18 protein-coding genes and 1 tRNA gene are annotated in these 18193 nt (G+C 42.6%); 7 read left to right on the forward strand and 12 right to left on the reverse strand.

The window, feature by feature from the left end; genetic code table 11:
• Window positions 1-40: 40 nt before the first annotated feature.
• From V7K55_RS20485 to V7K55_RS20495, 3 genes are all read right to left on the reverse strand, one after another.
• Window positions 41-562, reverse strand: a complete 522-nt coding sequence (locus V7K55_RS20485) for a photosystem I reaction center protein subunit XI (RefSeq protein WP_334834459.1) — start codon at window positions 560-562, stop codon at window positions 41-43.
• A 273-nt stretch (window positions 563-835) separates the two neighbouring features.
• Entirely contained in the window at window positions 836-985 is a 150-nt protein-coding gene (psaJ, locus tag V7K55_RS20490; RefSeq protein ID WP_094339707.1) for a photosystem I reaction center subunit IX, read from the reverse strand.
• Window positions 986-1024: 39 nt separating this feature from the next.
• On the reverse strand, window positions 1025-1519 hold the full coding sequence (locus V7K55_RS20495) for a Photosystem I reaction center subunit III (RefSeq protein WP_334834460.1): 495 nt from the start codon (window positions 1517-1519) through the stop codon (window positions 1025-1027).
• A gap of 266 nt (window positions 1520-1785) precedes the next feature.
• Between V7K55_RS20495 and tsaD the strand changes: the two genes are divergently transcribed.
• Window positions 1786-2835 carry a tRNA (adenosine(37)-N6)-threonylcarbamoyltransferase complex transferase subunit TsaD gene (gene tsaD, locus V7K55_RS20500; RefSeq protein WP_334834461.1) on the forward strand — a complete coding sequence of 350 codons (1050 nt, stop codon included), beginning with the start codon at window positions 1786-1788 and terminating at the stop codon, window positions 2833-2835.
• 56 nt (window positions 2836-2891) lie between these two features.
• Here the strand turns inward: tsaD and V7K55_RS20505 are convergent, their stop codons facing one another.
• Window positions 2892-3806, reverse strand: coding sequence for an alpha/beta fold hydrolase (locus V7K55_RS20505; protein ID WP_334834462.1), 915 nt, complete (start codon window positions 3804-3806; stop codon window positions 2892-2894).
• A gap of 108 nt (window positions 3807-3914) precedes the next feature.
• Window positions 3915-4634 (reverse strand): hypothetical protein, encoded by a 720-nt coding sequence (locus V7K55_RS20510; RefSeq protein ID WP_012410214.1) that lies wholly within the window; start codon window positions 4632-4634, stop codon window positions 3915-3917.
• 509 nt (window positions 4635-5143) lie between these two features.
• On the opposite strand from V7K55_RS20510, the gene V7K55_RS20515 reads away from it, so the two are divergent.
• The 6 genes from V7K55_RS20515 to V7K55_RS20540 all read left to right on the forward strand — a co-directional run bounded on the left by V7K55_RS20515 (window position 5144) and on the right by V7K55_RS20540 (window position 10104).
• Window positions 5144-5692, forward strand: coding sequence for a GNAT family N-acetyltransferase (locus V7K55_RS20515; RefSeq protein ID WP_094339711.1), 549 nt, complete (start codon window positions 5144-5146; stop codon window positions 5690-5692).
• Window positions 5693-6002: 310 nt separating this feature from the next.
• A tRNA-Pro gene (locus V7K55_RS20520) sits at window positions 6003-6076 on the forward strand.
• A 605-nt stretch (window positions 6077-6681) separates the two neighbouring features.
• Complete coding sequence (locus V7K55_RS20525; RefSeq protein ID WP_334834464.1) at window positions 6682-7476, forward strand: Tic22 family protein; 795 nt, start codon at window positions 6682-6684, stop codon at window positions 7474-7476.
• A 25-nt stretch (window positions 7477-7501) separates the two neighbouring features.
• On the forward strand, window positions 7502-8392 hold the full coding sequence (prmC, locus tag V7K55_RS20530; RefSeq protein WP_334834465.1) for a peptide chain release factor N(5)-glutamine methyltransferase: 891 nt from the start codon (window positions 7502-7504) through the stop codon (window positions 8390-8392).
• Window positions 8393-8455: 63 nt separating this feature from the next.
• Window positions 8456-9064: an L-threonylcarbamoyladenylate synthase gene (locus tag V7K55_RS20535; protein WP_334834466.1), complete on the forward strand. Its 609-nt coding sequence runs from the start codon at window positions 8456-8458 to the stop codon at window positions 9062-9064.
• Between the two features lie 98 nt (window positions 9065-9162).
• Window positions 9163-10104 carry an ATP-binding protein gene (locus V7K55_RS20540; RefSeq protein ID WP_334834467.1) on the forward strand — a complete coding sequence of 314 codons (942 nt, stop codon included), beginning with the start codon at window positions 9163-9165 and terminating at the stop codon, window positions 10102-10104.
• Here V7K55_RS20540 and V7K55_RS20545 read toward each other — a convergent pair.
• From V7K55_RS20545 to V7K55_RS20575, 7 genes are all read right to left on the reverse strand, one after another.
• Window positions 10067-10561, reverse strand: coding sequence for a GNAT family N-acetyltransferase (locus tag V7K55_RS20545; protein WP_334834468.1), 495 nt, complete (start codon window positions 10559-10561; stop codon window positions 10067-10069). The genes V7K55_RS20540 and V7K55_RS20545 overlap by 38 nt on opposite strands.
• Before the next feature lie 90 nt (window positions 10562-10651).
• Window positions 10652-11065 (reverse strand): hypothetical protein, encoded by a 414-nt coding sequence (locus V7K55_RS20550; RefSeq protein WP_334834469.1) that lies wholly within the window; start codon window positions 11063-11065, stop codon window positions 10652-10654.
• Between the two features lie 71 nt (window positions 11066-11136).
• Window positions 11137-12123: a protein translocase subunit SecF gene (gene secF, locus V7K55_RS20555; RefSeq protein WP_334834470.1), complete on the reverse strand. Its 987-nt coding sequence runs from the start codon at window positions 12121-12123 to the stop codon at window positions 11137-11139.
• Window positions 12120-13532 carry a protein translocase subunit SecD gene (gene secD / locus V7K55_RS20560; protein ID WP_334834476.1) on the reverse strand — a complete coding sequence of 471 codons (1413 nt, stop codon included), beginning with the start codon at window positions 13530-13532 and terminating at the stop codon, window positions 12120-12122. Before secD ends, secF begins: the two co-directional genes overlap by 4 nt.
• Window positions 13533-13675: 143 nt before the next feature.
• A complete protein-coding gene (locus tag V7K55_RS20565; RefSeq protein ID WP_273763863.1) occupies window positions 13676-14659 on the reverse strand; it encodes an alpha-ketoacid dehydrogenase subunit beta in 984 nt (327 codons plus the stop codon).
• A gap of 345 nt (window positions 14660-15004) precedes the next feature.
• Window positions 15005-15955, reverse strand: coding sequence for a trypsin-like serine peptidase (locus V7K55_RS20570; protein WP_334834471.1), 951 nt, complete (start codon window positions 15953-15955; stop codon window positions 15005-15007).
• Window positions 15956-16062: 107 nt separating this feature from the next.
• The coding region (locus V7K55_RS20575) for a CHAT domain-containing protein (protein ID WP_334834473.1) at window positions 16063-18193 on the reverse strand (2131 nt) is incomplete at its 5' end.

Genomic DNA, 18193 nt, shown 5'->3' on the forward strand with positions numbered 1-18193 from the left:
TTAACTCCTTACTTCTAACTCCTAACTCTTAATTTCTCAATTAACCAAATAAACCTTGAATTAGTCCGAGGTTACTAGTCAAAAAGTAAGCAACTACTGCACCACCAATACCACCAATTAAGAAAGAACTAGCAAAGTTGTTCCAGCTTTCTTTAGAGTTAAAAGCATCAACCGGGGGATTGGGTACGGTAACGCTAGAAAGTGCTTTGTCGGGATTGCTATTGGAATACAAGGATAGACAAGCGGTGAGCAAAACCACCAAGCCGATAGCTCCCAGTAACCCAGCCAAGTTAGCGTTAGCTGTATCCCGCAGTGGGCCCAATTTGGCGAAGGGGCCAAATAGCAAGTAACCATGAGCCTGTCCAACTTCTAAACCACGTCTGGCAGGAGACAGACCTGGGCGATAGGCAGGTAAGTTATTAATGAACCACTTGACCAAGGGAAAAGAATTAACCGGGGTTTCTAGGTTGCCCAGTTGAGGATCGCGGAATGCAGGGAAAACAACTTCCCGATTTCTGGGATCGCTGGGGAGATTCTTTGATGCATCTACAGCTTGTGCCATATTTTATGTTTGCCTCTAAATTTAAAATGGTGGCATTTTCATATTAATAATAATTGTAGCTAAAGATATCTTTTGGCTAAGAAGTTTAGAAAAATTAATTTAGCTAGTTTTAAAAGTGTGAAACTCGCGATCTGTAAACAGGATCGCGAGTTTCAAAAAACTCTTTGTGCTGCCTATTTTGGTGATAATTCTGCTTAACTAAGCTGAATATATCAACTACATAATTTTAGGAAAAACACAAGATATTCAACTGTGCTAGATCCCTTTTTCCACTTATGGCAGTGGGTGGAAAAGTAAGTCTGGGAAAAAGCGGTTGAATTCAATCAAGATACCGGCTGTGATAGTTAGCCAAATGGTAGCTGCCACAGGCGCTGTGGAAATAAATTTAATCAAATAAGCTGATTGATCGCCTTTGTCTGCCATGAATTTAGTCTCCAAAACGAATGAGTTAGTTAACTTGATTTAGCGTGGAGAAACAGTGATTTCTGAATCTTTGGCTGCTAATTTACCAGAGAGTAATTCTTGGACTGCTGCTGCTGGCCAAGCAAAACCTGTAGCGATGATGGGTAGTGCCAAACCAAGATCGATTTGGATTTCTTTGAGTTCAGTGTCAGATTCCTTTTTGATTGCTTGCAGATAGGCACGACCTACCCAGCCAATCCAACCAGCAATATATAGGAATAGGATGCTGGGGATCAAAAAGTCACCAGCATGATCTAGACGACTATCAACAATCAAGTGGGGGTAGCCTTCAGGGCCGCATAGCGCCTGAGAATAACGCTCAAACCGCTTTTTCCCAGATTCGGGATCGGCGGTGGTATTACGGGCATTAGCTGCTAGCTCTTGAAAAGCGGGATTGTCCTTACACGGTGTCAAATTAGCCCCTAAAGCTTGTGCTGGGGAGGCAAAGTTGAACCAAAGACAAATCGCTAACATCAAAGCAAACAATCGTCGCATAGAGTTGTTTCCTTTTATTACAAAACAAGAAGTTTTTTGTACAACACGAAGCGGCTTGTACAGTTGTTTATTTGCATAACTAGGAAGTCATCATACTCTTGGGTGGGAACCGAGTAAAGTTTAAGTAAATAAAAGTTAAAGCTTCTCAACCAAAATGGAGTCCCAAGTCTTGAGTGCTGAGTATAAGAATTGGTGTTGTAGGGTAGTAAAGAAGCAAGATTTTCTCTTTATTACTCAGGACTCCAGACTCAGTACTGATTACCTCAATGACAACCGTTTTAGCAATAGAAACCAGTTGTGACGAAACTGCCGTCGCAATTGTTAAGAATCGTAAAGTTTACAGCAGTATTGTAGCCTCACAGATTCCAGTCCATCAGCAGTATGGCGGGGTAGTGCCGGAAGTAGCGTCTCGCCAGCACTTGGAAACGATAAATGTTGTGATCGCACAAGCCCTAGAGCAAGCCCAGCTAAACTGGGGAAAAATTGACGCAATCGCCGCCACTTGTGCCCCTGGACTAGTAGGAGCGCTGTTAGTCGGGTTAACTGCTGCTAAAACTTTAGCGATGGTACACAACAAGCCATTTTTGGGAGTTCATCACCTCGAAGGTCACATTTATGCAACTTACTTGAGCGAATCAAGTTTAAATCCCCCTTTCTTGAGTTTATTAGTTTCTGGCGGACATACAAGCTTGATTTTTGTCAAAGATTGTGGTAATTACGAAACCCTAGGACAAACCCGTGATGATGCTGCGGGTGAAGCCTTTGATAAAGTGGCGCGATTATTAAAGCTGGGTTATCCCGGTGGGCCAGTAATTGACAAGTTGGCACAACAGGGAAATCCCCAAGCCTTTGCCTTACCAGAAGGAAAAGTTTCTTTACCGGGTGGCGGGTTTCATCGTTATGATGCGAGTTTTAGTGGGTTAAAAACGGCTGTATTGCGTTTAGTGCAACAATTAGAGAAAGATGGTGGACAAGTGCCAGTAGCAGATGTAGCAGCTAGTTTTCAGGAAACCGTAGCGCGATCGCTAACCAAAAGAGCGATCGCCTGTGCTTTAGACTATGGTCTAGATACAATTGCTATTGGTGGCGGTGTAGCAGCTAATAGCGGATTAAGAAAAAATCTCCAAGCCGCAGCCGTTCAACATAACCTCCGTGTCCTATTCCCACCTCTAAAATTCTGTACCGATAACGCCGCCATGATCGGCTGTGCCGCCGCAGATCACCTATCCCGTGGTCATACATCGCCCCTTACACTAGGCGTTGAGTCTAGGTTAGCACTGACCCAAGTAATGAAGTTGTATCACCCTTTTGAGTAGTCATTAGTCATTTGTCCTTTGTCATTTATGAATAATCTATAACCAATGCCCAATGACTAATGACTAATGACTATTGACCGAATTCGATCGGCTACTTCATCCGGCTGTTCCAACATCGCTAGATGTCCGCAATGAGGAATTTCCAGAACATTGTCACCACAGTATTGAAACAGCCTGTGAAAGCTAGCTAAATGGCGTACATACTTGGGTTCCATAACCTTATCTTCCGCACCAGCCAAAAAATAAACTGGCTGCTTCAGTTGGGATACTAGCTCAGGTAAACGATTGATTTCTTCCTCCGTTGTGGAATCTAACAGAGTCCCTAGCGCTGCTTCCGGGTCAGCCACAACGAAATCAATCAGCCTCTGACGTGCCCAATGGCGGTCTAAAGGACGAACTACACTGGCTCTAGTAAACAGCAAATCAATCAAAGGCACTTGGGATAGCCAACGCGGGCGGACTTGCAAGAATTTCTGACCCGCTGAGCGAAACTGCTCAAAGGCTTCTTTGAGGTAAATACCACCGCCAGCGTTGATACAGATAACTCCCTTAACACACTCAGGTATTCGATCTGCTCCCCAAAGAGCGATCGTACCTCCCAAGGAGTGACCAATTAGCCAAGCACTGGTAATATTCAGTTGTTTTAGGAGAACGGCTAAATCCTGAGCATAAGCAACAGGAGTATAAAGAGAATCTATTGATGAGCCAAACCCACTACTGGAGATGGGCATCAGACTTAGAGAAGTTTGTGCCCGACTAAAATCGGTTTTTACCTGAGACTGGGATTCACCAAAACCCCGCAAATCATAGGAAAGGCACTGCAAATCATCTGACAGGCGGGAAATCACAGGTTGCCAATATCCACGGCTATTGAGCCAACCGTGAATAAATACTAAAGCATGGGGGCAGGAAGAAGTGGGAGCCGTTAGCTCGTATGCGTGTGGAACACCCAAGATTTCGATAGTTGCCATACTTATATCGTAACCTGAAGGGCGAGTGCGACTAAATACGGAATAAAAAGAGAGTTAGGAGTCAGGAGTTAGGAATTGTTAATTTTTACCTGATAACTCCTCACTTCTTCATTTCCCCAGCAACCTCTGTCGCACCCCTTCGGCAATTTTGTGACCGAGATATTCAGGAATAAGGCTTTCATTTGGCCCCAACAAGTAGAGAATTAGCCGTGTACGTCCGCGCCAAACCAATAAATTGGCATTGACTACCAGCAGGTCTTCTTGCCAGATGGCATACATTACTTTGTAGAATAATCCTGGTTGATTATCGGCTTCAATCACTAAGGCAGGGAGATGAAAGACCGGATCGACATAGAACTCAGTTTGTACCTGCTCTAAGCCAGTATCAAGATTAAATTCTACTGCCAACATCTCTTCTACCTCAAACCGGCCTCCTAAAGCCTCGCGAATGGCGCGACAGACATTTTCTGCGGTTTTCTCGGTTAAGGCTTTACTACCACGAGATACCAACAGTTTGATAAAAACTAACATCGGCGGACGGATCTGACCATATAGACTCAGACCGTGAATAGTCAACCCATAAGCTGCTAGTACACCAAAAATATCGCTGAGGAGAAAAGATTGGTTGCGGTAAGCAAAATGTAAAGCACTTTTGCTACCTTCCGGTTTCAGTTCAATAACAGCGCGTCTAGTTTTATACAGACGGTAGGCTAACCGTAAATTTTGCAGTTGAATCTCACTGCTGACAAATTGCTCATAAAACTGGGGAAACGCTCGATTAAAGCGCTTTAGGAGTTCCAGTGTTGAAGATTTTAGACCAGAAGCCATTGTTAAGGGTAAGACTCGCTTGCTTGCGTCACCTGGGGACTGGGGATTGGGTGTTGGGGACTGGGGATTGGGTGTTGGGGACTAGGGAAGAATTTTCCCAAATACTCAATCTCTTGTATACAATTCACTCCTAAGCTAACGTGCATTTAAGTTCTATACGAGCAATTGCCAGGATTTGGTTTTTCCATATTAAATTTTTAATTTTAAGCAGAGGCTTCTGACAATCATAACTTCGGTGTCCAATTGCATTAACAATGCGATCTGGAATTTTGAATTAGTTTATATCCTTACCCTTTTGGTGAATTTCTCCTAGCCTCTACAACAAAATGCTAAAGTTGAAAATGATTGGTGTGAAACACGCTCTAACTGGCTGTTACCATTGGAAATCCCGAAAACAACCGAAAAATTTTGAGTGTAAAGGATAGTAAATGGGGATAGCTATGTTAAACATGAATCAACACTCCTGAGAGTGGAAACCAATTTAGTTATACTACCCGAACCACGTTGGCATGGGTTTTTGGAAAACTTGGTTTAGTACTCCTGAATCTGTAGCGACAACTAGGACAAACCCCTTTGAAGAACGTGTTGATGCTGCGGGCAACTCCAATCCCACCAGCATTAGCGAAGCTTCTTCAAAGGAAACTCGCATCGTCTTCAGTACGGAGCGAGATATTGACCTGTATGAGCTAGAAGAACTCTGTGATGCAGTTGGTTGGTCGCGTCGTCCTCTAAGAAAAGTGAAAAAGGCTATTGAGCATAGTTTTCTTGTCGCCTCAATGTGGCAGGTGAGAGGAAACCAAAAGCGGCTCATTGGTTTTGCCCGCGCTACCTCAGATCACGCGTTTAATGCCACTATTTGGGATGTGGTGGTTCACCCAGACTTCCAAAGTCAAGGACTGGGAAAGGCACTAATGAAATACGTTCTGAAAAAACTTAGAAGTGAAGAAATTAGTAATGTCACTCTCTTCGCCGACCCCCATGTTGTAGATTTCTACCGGACTATGGGGTTTATGGCTGATCCAGAAGGCATCAAAGGCATGTTCTGGTATCCTCACTAGCACTCGATCAAAATAAAACCCGATTTGCATAAGGAAATCAGGTCAAATGGTGAAAATCAATCTATTATTTTGATGTGGTTTTGCTTTTTTTCTGCCGACGAAGGCGCAAGTGTATATATATCTTGTAAAACTAAGTCGGCAAAAAACCTTTGTCAGTGTAAAAATGTAATTTATCTTGATTCTTGGCAAAACAGAAAAAAGATTAGGGATAAGCCGTATGATGTGATATTATAGATTTGATGCTTTTGGTGAAGCGAGATTCGCTTTAATGGAAAATTAAAACCAAAGTCCAAAAGTAGATAAGTGTAAACGGGATGTAGCGCAGCTTGGTAGCGCGCCTGCTTTGGGAGCAGGATGCCGCAGGTTCAAATCCTGTCATCCCGATTTAGATAGTATATTTAATAGCTAAGGCTAACTCAATAGGCTTTTCTTGCTAAATTGTGTGGTTTGTTTATAGATTTTTACGGTTAAGAACAAATCGCCTGTTAGAGTATTAATCTGGGTATTGAAGCGTTACACACGCATTTTGCCCTCAAGTAGTAAGATATTCCTGATACTGAGCTTTCTATCAGATTTGAGAAGATATTAAGGCAAGCGCAGATGGAACGATTGATTAAGTAATAGCGTCACCCGGTATTATAGAAAGCCGATAAAATGGCATTTATCATATCCAAGGTCGGAGAGACTGAAAAGCTTTTCACTGTTGGAGAAGACACATAATAGGCATCTACGGCATTTCGTGGTAAATAGCAAAGCGAAATCGATAAAAACACAACTTTTGCACAGTCTATTTGTGAAAACAATACTACAGCAACCCTAAATAGTTGTAGAATGTTGAATTCTGACCGTTGACGCTTAACACTCAACCTCAACGCTCACAATGAATTTTTTACAACTGAAATAGATTGCTATATAACTAAAGCTAGTTGGTGCTGTGCAAATCCAACCATTTGTTTAATTTAATTGGATTATTGATGCGAGGAGCAGTCATGAAATCATTTATTCGCTTAGGCGCAACATTGGGTATAGCTGGGAGTGTATTTTTAACGGGACTTTCAGGAATAGGCAATCTACCAGTAATAGGCAATCTAGAGGCGGTAGCATTGCCACAAGATCAGATAGTGAAAAAGCTCCAAGAAGTACCTGTATTCACGCTCACCAATCCTAAAGGTGAATTCGTAGTTCTTTCGAGGAAAAACGAATCCAAAACGATCTCGCAAGTTGGATTTTTTATTAGCAAGCAAGATGCTCAAACATTCCTTGACAATCGGCTCAAAAAAGAAAACCCCCAGTTGGCAAGCACGCTACAGGTCAGACCTTTGTCCCTGGCAGACTACTATAAAATAGTCCAAGAAAGCAAAAAGAAATCAGACTCTGTAATTTATACTTTAGTCCCGACGCAAGCACAGGTAGCTTCAGCAACAAGTATGCTGAATCAAAATGGTAAAAAAGGGCAGCAATTCAATGGTATTCCCTTATTTGTACCTAAATTTAAGAAAGATAATAGCTATTTGACCATTCCCCTTGCAAAAGGCAACGAGCGGTTCATCCCATTCTTTTTTGAAAAAGAGCAAGCAGTGGCTCTGTTAGACCAATTCAAAAAAGCCGTGCCAAAGGAAGCAGAGAACACTGAAATTCAGGTAGTGGATTTATATGGTGTTATGGAGGCTCTCAATAGCAGCACCGACCCTAGTATAAATAAAATTGTTCTGTATCCATCGCGGGAGTCCATCAGTTTTATTCGATCGCTTGCGCCAAATCAGTCACCCGCGCCGAAAAAATAACGGATATGCTCTCCAAGGTTGAAGCATGGGGGAGAAACATCTGATAGTTTCTGGTTTACAACTTTGGCAGTGGCGGAATGCAGCTATCCAAGCAGCGATCGCCACTGATGTCCCACCAAGGGAGGTAGACTGGCTGCTTCTGGAGGTAGCTGGATTAGATAGATTGGCACTGCGTTTGGAATCTTTTAAAGACTGGCCGCAAATTCAGCTGCAATTGCCTCTAGAAGAGTTAGACCAGCTATGGCAGAGACGATTGAGCGATCGCTTACCAGTGCAGTACATTGCCAAAGTGACACCTTGGCGTAACTTTCAAATCGTGGTGTCAAGCGCAGTTTTGATTCCCAGACCAGAGACAGAGTGCTTAATTGATTTGGCTTTAGTATCTGCTAGTAATGCTTCAGGACATTGGGCGGATTTGGGTACTGGGAGTGGAGCGATCGCACTAGGATTAGCAGATGTCTTACCAAAAGCAACAATTCATGCAGTTGATTACAGTTTAGAAGCTTTAGCGATCGCCCGAACCAACGCCGATAATTTGGGTTTTGCCGATCGGATTAAATTTTATCAAGGTTCTTGGTGGGAGCCACTGACACTATTAAAAGGTCAGTTCAGTGGTATGGTGTCGAATCCTCCTTACATACCCACCAGCACCTTACCTACTTTGCAACCAGAAGTATTTAACCATGAACCACATCTAGCTTTGGATGGTGGCAATGATGGCTTAGATTGCATTCGACATTTGATAGAAATTTCTCCTAGCTATTTGCAACCCGGTGGCGTGTGGCTGATTGAGATGATGGCAGGGCAAGCGGATGCAGTGCGAGAACTTTTGCAAAATCAAGGAAGCTATTGTAAGATTCAAATTCACGCTGATTTAGCTGGAATTGAACGCTTTGCCCTTGCCTATAAAAGTTAAAAGTGATGAGTTAGGAGTTACGAAATTCCTCACTCCTAACTTCTAACTCCTAACTTTGTAAACATGACACAAGTTTCTTTAACAAATCTAATAGCTGGCGCACGGTCTGGTCTTTTAGTGAGCTTTCCTACAGATACAGTTCCTGCACTTGCGACGATACCAGAAAAAGCCGGGTTAATTTTTACGGCGAAACAACGCAGTCAGGATAAACCTTTGATTTTGATGGCCGCTAGTGCTGAAGATTTGTGGCTATATGTCAAAGCTAATAAGAATGAGTATCAAGTTTGGCAAGAACTAGCTGAGAAATATTGGCCAGGAGGGCTGACGTTAGTTTTGCCAGCAAGTGAACGATTGCCAAAAGTAATGAACCCGATTGATCCAACGACAATTGGTATTCGAGTTCCAAACAGTGCGATCTCTAAAACTATTTTGGCGCAAACAGGCCCCCTTGCTACCACTAGCGCCAATTTTTCTGGTCAGCCGCCTTTACAAACGATGGCAGAAATTGAGAGTCAGTTTCCTCAAGCTTTAACTCTAGCCATGACAGAATGCCAGGGTGAAACAGCAGCGATGGGTGTACCTTCCACCGTTGCTAAATGGACAGGCATAAATTGGCAGATTTTGCGGCAAGGCGCGATAAAGTTAGATATTTCGACTGATAAACAAATATAGGTAGCTATAATGTTGTTTTCCTGATTTTCACAACGGAGAAATCTGGAACTTTAGTTTACGCTGTTGTGGTCAACTAACAAGTTAATAATTGCCAAATTATGAATTGGAGTAACTGGATATATCTAGGAGCAGGACTAGCACTAGGTATAAATTTTCGTCGGTTATTTGCGCGATCGCTACGCCCAGAGCAGGTATCGCCAAACATTTCATCTAGCTCATCCCCTGTAGCGCCATTAGAACCAGAGGATATGCCACCAATATCGCAACAGCTACAGCAAACGCAGTTAGCATACCTGATGGCAAGGGAAATGGGCCAGTTTAAGGCTGGTTTTTTGGCGCGGACTACCCATGAATTGCGATCGCCCCTCAACGGTTTGATAGGCTTGCATCAGTTAATTTTGTCAGATTTGTGTGAAGATCCAGCTGAAGAACGAGAATTTATTGCTCAAGCTCACGAGCGAACTTTGAAGTTACTCAAGTTGATGGATGAAATTCTCACTGTTGCTAGAACAGAACATGGCACTAATAAATTAGATATTCAGCCCAGACAGTTATCGCAAATTTTGGAAGAGGTTCATAACTTAACTTATATGCTGGCGGCCAATCGCAATTTTCCCTTGCAATTGTTACCCGCCGATCCAGAAATTTATGTTTTGGCAGATTACCTCTGGCTCCGCCAAATACTGATCGGTTTAATAGACACTGCCATTACTCAAATGGAGGAAGGCAGCATCTGTATTTCCAGTAGCACCATATCTACAAATAATTTTGTAAATATTTGGCTGGATGTACCAACTCATGCTTTTGCCTGGAGCGAGCCGATTGATTTGCTCAAATCTGACCAGCAACATATCCAGATTGACCCAAAGAACGCTGCTCTTTCCCCAGGAATGAGGCTATTAATCAATCAAACTTTAGTGGAAGTTATGGGAGGAAAGTTAGAAATCCTGCCTTCGAGCATTGTGAAGGAACCACATCAGGAGATTACCAGACTACAAATTTCTATCCCCCTAATAATTCCTGAAACTGAACTTCTGTAGTAGTAAGAAAAGCGCGGTTAGTTAGGTTGTGTAGTACCATTGTAGTAGTAGAGTTAGTTTGAAAACCAATCTTTTCATAGAAACCCTGCTGGTGAGTAGTCATCAGGTAAATGCGCTCAACCCGCCTCATTCGGGGATGACTCAAAATGGTTTCTACTAACTTACTTCCCAGCCCACTATGTTGATATTCTGGATGAATTACAACATCCCAAATTGTGGCGCGATATATGCCATCAGATGTTGCTCTAGCAAAGCCAATTAGTCGATTGCGATCGCACACAGAAATCACTGGCTCACTGTTGGCAATGGCTATACCTAAATCTTCAATACTGCGTCCCTTTGCCCAGAAAGTTGAAACGTTTAACAGTTCTTGGAGTTGGTAAAGATCAATTTCAGACTTGCGTTCGCCTTTGGCGCAGCGTAGCTGTTCGCTAAATTGAATCTGAGACTCGTTCATATATGGCATCCACTTTTGGGAGTATTTCGTATATTTAAGTCATATTTTGCTAAAAATTGCTGTCCGTGTATATGCAACGAGAAAGAAAAACTAATGACAAACCCACTTCCACAGAGGATGAGTTGGCCCCTGTTGACGTATCCGATAGACTTGTTTTTCTAAACGCTGTTTTTCCGCCTGTGGTAGTCCAAATAAGATATTCCGACTTTGCCAAACTAAAACAGAGGCAGTCATCCCAATACAAAAGGCTAAACCAAAGGTAGAGAGTGGATGGTAGAAAAGTCCATATCGCACCGCTACCCAGGTAAAATATTGTTGCCAAAGAGCAATTTCTGTATGTAGACCCCACAAGCTAATAGGTGCAATGGTAAGCCATAAACAAGCGACAAACAGCCATCTACCATATATTGTCAGTTTGTGTAGCCTCTGTACTTGTTGAATAAAGGATGCGTCAGAGTTCTCAAATTCTGGTTCAGTGATTGATGGTTCTTCAGGTTGATCCATAGAAGAATAAAATTCCAAAGCAGAGTGAGCAATTTAAAATGCTTTAAACCAATTGTGAAATGCACAGAAGTTTAACTATCCTGAGAACTGGCAGATGTATCAATTGGCTCTAAGCTTTCTACTATTTGAGATTCACCCTTTTCTCGCCACCAAGTAAGGAGAGTACTGGCGATGAAGATACTCGAATAAGCTCCCATCGTGAACCCAATAATCAAAGCTAGAGCGAAATATCTCAGTGTTTCTCCACCAAATAGAAAGATGGAAGTTAATGTCAGCAACACAGTTAAAGTCGTGTTGATCGATCTTGTCAGAGTTTGGTTAACAGCATCATCGACAATTTCGGCAATTGGTCGTTCAGGATTGATTTTAATGGTTTCCCGAATGCGATCGTAAATCACCACTGTGTCGTTGACTGAGAAACCTGTAATGGTAAGTAAGGCGACGATAAAAAGGCTATCTACTTCGATACCTGCTACCAAACCAAAAATTGAAAAAGCTCCTACCGTAATCAAGATATCGTGAAATAGGGCAACGATCGCAAACACAGCATAATCTAACTGGAAGCGGAAGCTCATATAGATAGTAATACCAATGAAGGAAACTATCAGAGCTAATAGCCCAGACCTCAAAAGTTCTTTTCCCAGGGTAGGGCCAACGGAGTCAATTTGGTTTTTTTGCGGGTCAAAAACCCCAATTTGTTCGCTTAAAGCATTTTGCAACTTGGTGCGCTGATCGACACCCAAATCTTTTGTCCTAATTAGTACACCATTTTCTGCACCATTTTCGGAGATAAGTTGGATGCTGCTATCACCCAGTCCCTGGGTTTTTGCTACTTCCCGAACAGCATTGATATTAATTGGCTTGTCACAATTTCCTGGTTTAGTGCAATCTCGAACTAATTGTAATCTTGTACCACCGATAAAATCTAAACCGAGGCGTAAGGGTGCATGAATATTGGGTTGTTGCCAAGAAATCACCATTGAGATGATACCAGCGAGAATGATCGCACTAGAAATAGTCCACCAAAGCGATCGCGATTTGTTAATACTCAGTTTCATGGAGTCACCTCTGCCTTATTGGATGTTGGCAGGTTTGGACAGAAAAGTTCTGTCTTCCGTAAGGAGGGAATTGAAATTGCCAAAAACAGCAATGTTCGACTACAGATAATTGCAGTAAACATACTCACAGCCACCCCCAAAGCTAAGGTAAGAGCAAAACCTTTGACTAAACCAGACCCTAACCAAAACAGGGCAGCACAAGCAATCCATGTAGTGACGTTGCTATCTAAAATACTAGAAAATGCTCGATAAAAACCAGATTCTACAGAACGATACAGAGATTTCCCGGCTCGCAATTCTTCTCGCGTCCGTTCAAAAATTAGCACGTTGGCATCAACCGCCATCCCAATACTAAGGATAAAACCGGCAATTCCCGGCAAAGTTAGGGTAACGCCCAATAAAGCAAAGGTTGCCCAAGTTAAGAGGGAATAAATGATTAGTGACACATCCGCAATCAGTCCTGGTAGCCGATAGTAAAACACCATGAATATTAATACTAAAGTCAGACCACCAACCCCAGCATAAATACTGCTTTGAATACTATCTTTACCTAAAGTTGCCCCTACCGTCCGCCTTTCTGCGATTTCTACTGGTACGGGTAATGCGCCACCACGTAGCTGTACACCCAAGTTATTAGCTTCTTGTGCGGTAAACCGTCCTGTAATTACGGCAGAGCCACCAGCAATACCTGCGGCAGCAAACTCTATACCTACAGTAGGAGCGCTGATCAGTTCATTATCTAGAAAAACACCAATACTCCGCCCAGTACCAGCAAGATTTTTTGTCAAATTGGCAAACAGTTCACCACCCTTTTGGTCGAAGCGAATGGTAACGTGCCAGTTGTTACCTTGAGTGGGTTCACCATAAGCATCCTTGAGGTATTTGCCACCTAGTGGTGGATTGGTGCTTTCAAACAATTCTGCGATCGCTTGATTATTTTTTTGTAAATCTTCTTGATTCTTAGCAATTGCTGCTTTGTCAGTACTCTTTCTTAACTCTTCTTGCTTGACTTTCAATTCGGCTTTAGATGCTTGGAAAGCAAAGAGTTGGGTTTCTGTATTCGGCTTTTGGGTACGAAATTCTAACTGCGCCGTCCCCCCTAGCACCCGTTCGGCTTGCTCTGGATCGTTGACTCCTGGCAATTGTACCAATATTTTATCTGTGCCAACTGTTTGGATTACTGGCTCAGAAACACCCAAACCATTAATCCGACCTTCGACAACTTTCTTCACACCTTCCAATTCTCGTTCGGTGATTTTGGGAATTTCTGCTGATGGTTTCACCTGAATTGTTAGCTGTGATCCTCCCCGCAAGTCCAGTCCCAGGGGTATCGGAATTGTTGCAATCACCGTAAAAGCGGCGATTATCAGGACTAAAATTAAAATTAATAGCGATCGCTGTCTTTGCATACCATAACTCGCAACTGACAAAGGCTATAATAGCGCTCTTTTGAGGAGTTATGAGTAAGTATTGGGTACTAGGGATCGAGGATTGGGAATTGGGAATTAGTAATGAGTTATTCTCCTAGTCCCCAGTCCCCAGTCCCCAATCCCTAGACTCGCAACGCCACCATTTTTTCTACAGCTTCCACAATTTGCTCTGGCTGGATGATTGTTAGTCGTTCCAGATTGCCGTTGTAAGGCGTGGGGATATCTTGCGAAGAAAGCCGCAGGACTGGCGCATCTAATTCATCGAATAAGCGATCGTTTATTGAGGCGATGACTTCTGCTCCGATACCCGCAGTTCGCATGGATTCTTCCACCACAATGACTTTATGTGTTTTACGCACTGATGCACCAATTGTATCAAAATCCAATGGCTTAAGGGATATTAAATCAATAACTTCTGGATCGTATCCTTGTTTCTCAAGTGTTTTTACCGCTTGCAGCACATGATACCGCATCCGAGAATAAGTGATAATTGTGACATCTTTCCCTTGGCGCACAACTTCGGCTTTATCTAGGGGTAGTAAATATTCTTCTTCTGGTAAATCTTCTTTCAAGTTGTAAAGCAAAACGTGTTCAAAGAATAACACGGGGTTATCATCGCGGATTGCGGATTTTAGTAGTCCTTTAGCGTTTCTTGGTGTGGAACATGCAACAATTTTCAATCCTGGCACTGCTTGGAAGTAGGTTTCTAATCGTTGCGAATGTTCTGCACCTAGCTGCCTTCCTACACCCCCAGGGCCGCGAATTACCATTGGAATTTTAAAGTTACCGCCGGAAGTATAGCGCAGCATCCCAGCGTTGTTGGATATTTGGTTGAAGGCGAGCAATAAAAAGCCCATATTCATGCCTTCGATGATGGGACGTAACCCAGTCATCGCTGCTCCTACTGCCATCCCAGTAAAGCTATTTTCAGCGATAGGGGTGTCTAGAATGCGAAGTTCGCCATATTTTTGGTACAGGTCTTTGGTAACTTTGTAGGAACCGCCGTAGTGTCCTACGTCTTCACCGAGAACGAATACGCTGGAGTCTCGCGCCATTTCTTCATCAATGGCTTCCCGTAAGGCGTTGAAGAATAGTGTTTCTGCCATTTAGACCTTTTAGTACGATTATGGTTTTAGAATTTTATCGTGCTGCTGTCGCAAATACAGTGAGCGATCGCACTTGTTAGAGATTAGGTTTTTTAAATAAACGGCCCCTAGCATAGAGCGAGTGATTGCCATAACTATATCAAAGCTATTTAATTTAGATTTTAGAGGTTTTATGAGCTTGATGAGCGATCGCCTCACCCTCTGGCAAATGAGAGAATCTTTTATTTATATATTATGAACGTTGACAATATACAGATAGTGTGCATAAGCAACTTCTAGAAATCAACTATTTTGTAGGACAGGCAAGATGCGTGTCCTACAAAATTCAAATCAAATCACCAAGGATTAATTACCAGCAGCCAACTTATCCAAGAAATCAATTTTTACAGCCAGATTGGTTATATCCTGATTGGTTTCCAAGTTCTTAATTTCAGCATTATTCAGGGCAACAATATAGGGTTGTTCACCAAGATATGCAATAAGAGGCCCGCCAGAAGAACCACCTGCGGTAGCACAATCATGCAAAAGTATCCCTGACTCCTCCCCAACAATGCTACACCCAGCTTCAAAGCTTGCAGTCCATCCTCTACCAGCAGTCAGGTCTTCATAGCCTTTTTTCTTAGGATTGGGAAAATCCCCAGAGTAGCCAACAAAAGATAACGTTTTCGGGTTATTAATGAGAGTCGAAGAACGCAAAGATTTCCAGCCTAAATGACCATACTTCCGACCGAGAGGCTGATTAATTTTGAGAAGTGCCCAGTCGTTTATCTGATTTGTCAGCTTGTTATCAGTAAAATCTGTACCGTAAACAACTTGCTCTACTAGAACTTCATCCTGCACAACACCATTAATCACATTTGGCATAAACAGAATTTTTTGACTTAATTTATGGGTATCAGGGTCAATAACGCAATGGGCATTTGTCAAAACTATATCATCATCAATTAAAGTTCCTGTGCAATGATAGCTTTTGGAATCAGTTGTTGTGCCTTGGACTCGACCAATAGTTGACCAAGGATATTTTCTGCTAGTCATGGGGATACGGTCATCGATACCGCGAGGTATTCCCCGGTTGGCTTCATCTGCTTTTTTCGACTGATTGAGGTCAGAAGGTTTAAAAGGCTTTCCATTCGCGGGTAGTTTGAATTGAGATGCTTCTTGAAATTTGCTGAATTTTGGTGGTTTAATTTGTTGAGTTTCTGTCTGTGCCTGTGCATAAACTGATACCCAAGAGCCTAAAGTTATCGCACCAATAATTCCAGCAAAACATTGCTTGTAGATATGCTTATTAGTCATTGATAGAATTCCTTAGTTAATTAATACTTGCAAATTCATTATTAATTCCGAATGATGTTAGCGTAGCGGGTATGTCGTTCGCTTTTAGCATCTCGTAGAGAGGGTCATTAGGAATTATTTTGCCATTCGCCTTGTACAGTAAAAGCAGCCCAAAAATAAGGATCTTTCCACTCTTTCTGTTGCCACAAATATAGTTGTGCTGCTCTAAGAGCAGCAGTTGGTGATTTATCTTGCTGCAACATTTGACGATAAAATTCGCTCATTAATTCCTTCGTTCCCTCATCGTTCACACTCCATAAAGACACCACAACTCGTTGTGAACCTGCATACATCAATCCTCTTGTTAATCCCACCAAGCCTTCTCCCTGAACTTGCTTACCGCGTCCGGTGTTACAGGCACTTAGCACCACTAAATCAGCAGGTAAATCAAGATTGAAGATATCGTTTAGTCGCAGATAACCTCTTATGGGTTTACCTTGTTTATCTATCAACGAAAGTACGATTCCTGATAACTCTGGATTGATGTTATCAGCAAAGCCGTGAGTAGCAAAATGAATGATGCGGTATTGACTCAGTTGTGGGTTAGTTACCCAGTTGTAGTTAGCATCAAAATCAACCGCTTGCAGACTATCTTTTGGCGATACGAGTTTGAGAATTGCCTCTGCTTCCAGGCGAGTACCATCAAGTGGGGCCCAACCATCGCGGTTGAGATTTTTGGCAGCCCTTGCTAGGGCAGAACGTTGTTCGTCGAATTCGGGAGTTGAGGAATCATCATTTAGTTTGCCTGTCACAAGGCAATTATCTTTATGAGTTACGCGACAATCATCAGCACTAAATACTGGATTAGCAAGGATGGCTAGGGCTTTGGGTGCTGCTTTGCGCCCTTTGGTTTCTTGTCTGAGGATAGCTATGGTTGAAGCAGAAGGGAGATTAACAATTTCATGGTTGACTAGCAGGGGTTGATAAGATTCTTGAGAGGTTAAGTCAGTTAACGCCGCAAAGGGAATATTTTCCAAAGCACCATCAGCGACAATTACTAAACGTTTTTTTCCTAACTTGTTAGCGACAGGGGCGAAGATGATTTGACTAAGTTGTTTTGCTGCTTTGAGGTTTTGAGCAAAAGCTCTATCTAACAGAGATTGACGAAAATCATTTGTAGCATTCTCTATCTTTTCCTGTCCGGGTAGTTCATAAGTATCAAGAGAATTCGGAGTGACAACCCAAAGATAGCTATGTTCTTTACCCAAAGAATATTGCAATAGCAGGGTATCTGAATCTAGTTGTTGCTGAATTTGAGTTAATTTCAGAGGGTCAGGATATTTCAGTGCTGCATATTTGGGGCTACTTGTACGGATTTTGGTTTGCAGTTCTTCGTATTGGTGAAGGAGGTCGGCAATTTCTTTTTCGAGGTTTTGTATTGCGGTTGTGGGTGCTGTTTTATTCAGTAACTCTTGACGCAGTTGATCTCTAGCATCAAGTTGCTGCTGCAAGTTTTGTTCTTCTGCCAGTAGTTGCGGGTCAACGCCTTTACGGATGTTGGCATTGGCTTCTGTTAACAGTTCTAATAGACCCCTGGCGCGAGAACGTTCACTAATATGCAGTGCTAATGCGTCGCATCTATCTTTGATTTTGAGGTCTTGGATATTTAATTCGCATACTTGAGATGGGTCTTTTTTGTGCAACTGCATCAGCAAGTCGATGTAGAATTTGTAAATGCCTTGCTGTGATGCAAAATAAGAAGCACGCAACTCTTGGCTATCAACTTTGGTGCGTAAATCTTCAATAATTTTGATTGCTGCTTCAATTTGAGTCAGGGCTTGTTGGAGGTTGCCGCGATCGCGTTCTAGGAAAGCCATGTTAAAGAGGATTCTAGCTTCCCCTTCTCTATCTCCCACTGCACGGAATATGGGTAAAGCTTGGTTGTAGTATTTGAGCGCTTCTTGCTTTTCTCCTAATGAGTCGTAGACTAAGCCAATATTGTTGAGGGTGTTGGCTTCCGCTCCTCTATCTCCCACTGCACGGAATATGGGTAAAGCTTGGTTGTAGTATTTGAGCGCTTCTTGTTTTTCTCCTAATGAGTCGTAGACAGCGCCAATATTATTGAGGGTGGTGGCTTCCACTTCCCTGTTCCCCACTGCACGAAGTATGGGTAAAGCTTGGTTGTAGTATTTGAGCGCTTCTTGCTTTTCTCCTAATGAGGAGTAGACACTGCCAATATTGTCGAGGGTGGTGGCTTCC

The sequence above is a fragment of the Nostoc sp. genome (assembly GCF_036919895.1).
Classification (GTDB): Bacteria; Cyanobacteriota; Cyanobacteriia; order Cyanobacteriales; family Nostocaceae; genus Nostoc.